Source organism: Pseudomonas sp. GL-B-19, from assembly GCF_019956415.1.
Taxonomy (GTDB): domain Bacteria; phylum Pseudomonadota; class Gammaproteobacteria; order Pseudomonadales; family Pseudomonadaceae; genus Aquipseudomonas.
In genome coordinates this window covers 1-5,243 of sequence record NZ_JAHBDK010000096.1, presented here as the reverse complement: position 1 = coordinate 5,243, position 5,243 = coordinate 1, and the positions used below count along the sequence as shown (strand labels likewise).

The window sequence follows — 5,243 nt, the reverse complement described above, 5'->3', positions numbered from 1 at the left end:
GCTTATCTATATGCAGCGGGCTGCTTACCGAGTGAAGCCCTTGGGCGATTTTATAAAGTTCAACCAAGTAGCGTCCCGGCGAAAATAGCGATTGAATAGACGTTACTTCCGCGTAGCCAGCGCCGGAACGCTCGTCAAAAAGATCGTCAAAATCTACGGCGCCACCCAGCGAGCGTCCCATCGCCACTTGTAGCTCCTGCGGGAACGGTGCAATGCCCAACTTGGGAATGCTTTGCATGACCGGTTCATTACGAGAGCGGAGTGTTCGATGGATACTCTCCAGGGCTTCGACCCGCTTGCATGCTGCCGAATGAATCAGCTCAGCCTGCTCTCCAGACAGCTCTTCCATCGTGCAGCAAAATTGTTCAAGTGGCTCTTTAACAATATCGAAGATCGAATTAAAACCCTTTTCATCAAGCTGCTTTAGTGCCACTTCGCTTTCCGTGGACATTTGTAGCGACTGCAACAAAGACTCGTTCATAGTATTACTCCAAAAAATTTTCTCTATAGAAAAGCGAAGTGCAGAGCGCTGTCAGCCATGGACAGACGAGCCAGCACACGGCAATTACGAAACTTAATGAGCCAAATCATTCGCAAGATCGATAAAAAACTTGATAGCCCCGCAAGAAAACCGACGCTGAGGGCTCTAGCCTGCCCAGCGCATTGCGATGCCTCTCTATAATGTTTCAACCACCTTTGCAGCGTCTTTTATAAAACATAAAGACGAGAGAAAAAATAAAAGGTCTGAAATCGTAGCCTTATGTATATTTGCGGCGATTAGAGTCGGTTGTTACCCGCTACATATCGAAGCGAGCATCATCCCCCCTGCCTACAGACCGAACGTTAGATTCCGTTTACTGCGTTGCCAATTTAGCCATATGAATGAATGCTGTTCATTCGATGAGACTGTCATCAACGTGGAATAGCTAAAAGAAGAGAATCCAGCTAACTGAATAGACCTGACAGTCACCGTAAAAAACCCGGCAACTGTCAGATTAAGTCCGAGCTGTAAAGTTTATATAGCCTGGCGGTTAATCAACTGCGGTAAGGTTTCCGTCCCAAATTTACAATTTTATCCCCCTTATAATTTCGAACCCCTCCTGGCTTCCAACTTTCCTTAATTCGTGCTCCGACACCTGTATAGTACGAATCCAACTGTTCTATATTTTCTAAAACTGTCCACCGCCCCCTGTCGAGCATTGCTACAGGAAACTCTCCCGGCCGCGCCACCGCCCCTAGTACACCACCGTCGCTATCCACCTTGTCAGATTCAGAAGCCACCATATGGGACACGAAATTGACTTGAGGTCCATGTCTTATTACATTTCGTTGCTTAACGTCGAAGGGCCTATTAGCATCGACCGCAGCGACATGCCTATTCATCGTATCAATAATGTCTTGTTCCTCTTTTGAGTCCGTCAATACTGTACGTGGACGCCCCGCGCCCCGGAATGTAATAAGATCATGCATGTCATAGTCCCCTGTGAAGGGAATCGCTGACCAGTTTTCCTGGCTCTTTAATGAAGCAAGACTGCCTTCAAGATCTTTAACATCGACCCGATGGATAGGCTTTTCATGTTCTTTTTTACCGCTTAGATAAATACCGACCAACCCCGTCTTGTCCCAGCTACCAACATACCCTTCAATTCCGGCCTCCTTTACTTGCGCCAGTATGCTGGGTGCTTTTTCAGCTCCATACGCATTTTCGATAGAACTCTTTTTGATGGTTTTTTCGAGAATGTTATGCCCTTTCGCTGCGGCACCTTTCGCCAAAGCATCCAGTGTCGCTTTGCCTGCCGACCTGAAGCTGACGGCGAAATTACCTTTTCTCGAGGCGTCTTCAAGCGCCTTCATATGGCCGGACCATACAAACTCTTTAGAAATTCGGTTCTTGCCATCAGGGTCCATATAGTTGATCGGATTGTTTCCTACCATCCGAAACAGGTTCAACCCATCCACCGTCCCCGCCGGATCCGGATTCAACCAACGGCCCAACCACGCCGCGTAATAGCGGAAACCGTAGTAATACAACCCCGTCGCATCGCGCTCCTTGCCCGAGTACCGCACAAACTTGTATTTCGTTTCACTAGCACTTTTACCCGACCACACCGCCGTACCACCGTAGGGGTAATACTCTTCCAGCGTCAGAATGTCGGCCTGCTGATCCAGTTCCAGCAGGCTCGAACCCAGCTGGTTGTCCAGGCTGCCGCGCAGTTGATCATTCGGAATGTCCGCCGGCGAGCCCATTTCCCAGTGCAGCACCCTCACCTGCTGGCGGCCGGCCGAAGCGACCTTGATGACATGCAACTCTTCCTCAACGTGGGTGCTGCCACCTTGTAAGCGCTGGGTCCGGCGCAGCTCCAGTCCCGGCAGGTAGAGCACTTGGGCACGACGTAGCAGCGTATCGGTATGGCTGTCGGTGGTTTTACGCACGCGGGCGCCGTCACCGTCGTATTGGTAATACTCCGCATCGTCCTCACCGCCCGAGCGCACCACTTGGGCGACCCGCTGCAATTGATTGCGCCCGTCCCAATTCATCGGTTGCCCGTGGGCCAGCTCGATCAAATTGCCCCCAGCGTCGAAATGCCCTTCGACTTCTGCCGGCAACAGCTGCCCGGTCTGACGCACCGCGCGATTGGAGCTCGGCGAAACCAGCATATCCAGCGTGTAATTCTGTCGCCCCTGGTGCCGCATTTGCGTGAGGTTGCCGCCATCGTCGTAGCGGTACAGGCGGGTGTATTGGCTGAATTGGTTCGGATCCGTAGCGATCGGCACCTCAGGGGTTGGCAAAACCGGCCCCTGCTGGCTGGCATTGGCGTTCTCCCGGCCCGTGGCGCTCAACAACTGGTACAGGGCGTCGTAACCGTAGCTGTTCACCGGCTCGATGCGCTGGTTGTTGTGATAGCGGGTTTGAATGGCGTCGTCGGTGATCGACAGGATGTTGCCCACCGGGTCGTAGCAATAATTCAGGTCCTGCAACAGCGTGTTACGCCCGCTCTGCACCGGGCGTGTCGTGCGCAGTCGGCTCAGGCGCCGGGTTTGTGCCTCGTAGGTGTATTCAGTAACCACGCCATTGAACGCCCGCTCCTGCAACACCTGGCCGGCGGCGCTGTAGCTGATCGCGACCAGAATCGGACGCTCCGCGCTGCCATCGGCCAGACGCAAGGCACTGCTGGCCAACTGTCCCGCCACGTCCAGGGACTGGTGCTGTTGATTGCCGCGGGCATCGACACTGCGCAACACCTCGCCTTGTGCGTTGTAGTCCAGGCGACTGGTATAGCGCTCGGTCTCCAGCAATGCCTGCCACTGGGCTTCCTCCCCTTGCCAGTCACTCTGCGCCAGCGGGTCCTGCAAGAACTGGCGCACCCCGTGCAGCGGCTGTCCGCTCAGGGTATAGCGGGTTGCTTCAGTGAGCCCGGCGGTGTCATAACCGCGGATCCGTTGCCCCCGACAGTTGCCCGCGGCGGCCGCGGCCAGCCCTTCGCCATAGACATGGCGCTCACTGATACGCTCAGGTTCCGTCGACGTATCGCGCTCATGCACCGTGGTCAGGCGATGCACCTCGTCGTAGTCGAAGCGCTTGGTCTGCCCCCTGCTGCCTTGCTGCCAAAACGGACTGGCGACGATGTCAAACAGCGTCACCTGATTGCCTGCATCCTGGCTCTGGCTACGCAACACCTGGCCGGACAAGGAGCAGTGATAACGGAAGTTGGGCACCACGTCCGGATTGAGCGCCTGCGCGGCAAACAACCGCGCATCCAAGCGACTCAATGGATGTCCGGTGACGGTGTAGGTTTGCCGGGCAATCAGCGTACGAACCGCTTCGCCGGCAAGGTTGCGATTGAACTCCAGCGCACGTACGGACAACCCGCGGTTGTCCATGATTGCCACCATCGGGGTGCCGTGGCAAAGCTCGGCGGTGGCCTGGTTGGAAACAGTACTCATGGTAAAGTCCTCAGGGGGAATGGTCATGCGCCATGACCTCTTTAAGCGCGTCATCGTCCGCAACTAAAGCAACATGATCCGATCACAACACTTACTCAACACTTTGGAAGTGTTCTATCTAGAAAACTATGCGAGATGGGCACTAAGTACGGATAAAGCCACACCCAACCCAGTTCTGTGCCTTTCTTATAAAACCGCCCGCTGCCAGAGCACAGCAAAGATCTGAAATCAGAACATTTAGTGCTTGCGACAGGAGCAACGAATGACCACGTCAATTATTGGATGAAAACCCCCACAAACATACCGCCCCATTAAAAAGCTGCATCATTTATGATCGATCAAGCTCATACCAAAGCTTCTATTTTTTTTCGCCACCTCCTTGAGCGCTTACGATATTCAGCTTTTTATAAATATAGGACTGCAGCAACACCAGCGTCGCATCCGCACCCAGCCAACCGCACAATCCAATAATGACGCCTGAAACTTCTGGTGTAACACCAGCAGAACGACATCCCAACAGCACTAGATACCCCGCGAATGCTGCGCCAACCCCTTGTAACGCCGTCTCGCCAAGTTTTATTGTTTGACGAGCACCGAGCTTGCGCATCATGTGTCCAATCACTCCACCTGTGGCGGCAATGACTACGTATGCCCACGAACTAAAAAATCCGGAAAATGGATCATCATCATTCATATTTTTCCCCACTTTATTAAAAAACAATGACTACCAACGTTTTAACCACCCTCCTATGCCACGTCCATTAACTCTATGTTTTCAGACTCCGATTCACAGTCGATTTACGGCAGGCGGATAAGATTTCCTGTAATGCAGATATCGCTCTACAATGACGGGAACGCGGACTATAGAGCCAACACTACCCCCCAACTTCGGACGAAAAACAATGCAGACTAGTCTTTTGGACGCGGCGCAACGGAAATTGAATCAATGGAATTGAGATTTCCTGATCAGTCTCGCAGACTATTTCAGTTCAGTGAGGTCTGGCAGAACGCTACTTACACCGGATGCTGTCAGGTCCAAAGCGGTTGAAACTAAATCCGGTAACGGACTGCCGTCAGACAAGCCTTCATTTCACCAGGCTGGGCTGATGAATCGATCTCCGTACAGGACCGCAAAACGCCGCGTAACCAAGGCTGTTGCGGATCACGTGGACAATATAAGTCTTCAATGTCATCTCCGGGAATACCGCACTCACGATCACGCCATGCCCAAAACCCCTTCCCTATGCATCTGCCGCATCAACGCCACCCCGCTCTCCATAAACTCCGGAGACCCACCC

3 protein-coding genes are annotated in these 5,243 nt (G+C 53.2%); all 3 read right to left on the bottom strand.

Annotated elements, in window-relative coordinates; translation table 11 throughout:
* On the bottom strand, positions 1-481 hold a 481-nt coding region (locus tag KGB06_RS27975), incomplete at its 3' end, for a Tc toxin subunit A (protein ID WP_223521513.1).
* A 554-nt stretch (positions 482-1,035) separates the two neighbouring features.
* Positions 1,036-3,972: an RHS repeat-associated core domain-containing protein gene (locus KGB06_RS27970; RefSeq protein WP_223521511.1), complete on the bottom strand. Its 2,937-nt coding sequence runs from the start codon at positions 3,970-3,972 to the stop codon at positions 1,036-1,038.
* Positions 3,973-4,303: 331 nt separating this feature from the next.
* Positions 4,304-4,639, bottom strand: a complete 336-nt coding sequence (locus KGB06_RS27965) for a phage holin family protein (protein ID WP_223521509.1) — start codon at positions 4,637-4,639, stop codon at positions 4,304-4,306.
* Positions 4,640-5,243: the final 604 nt, after the last annotated feature.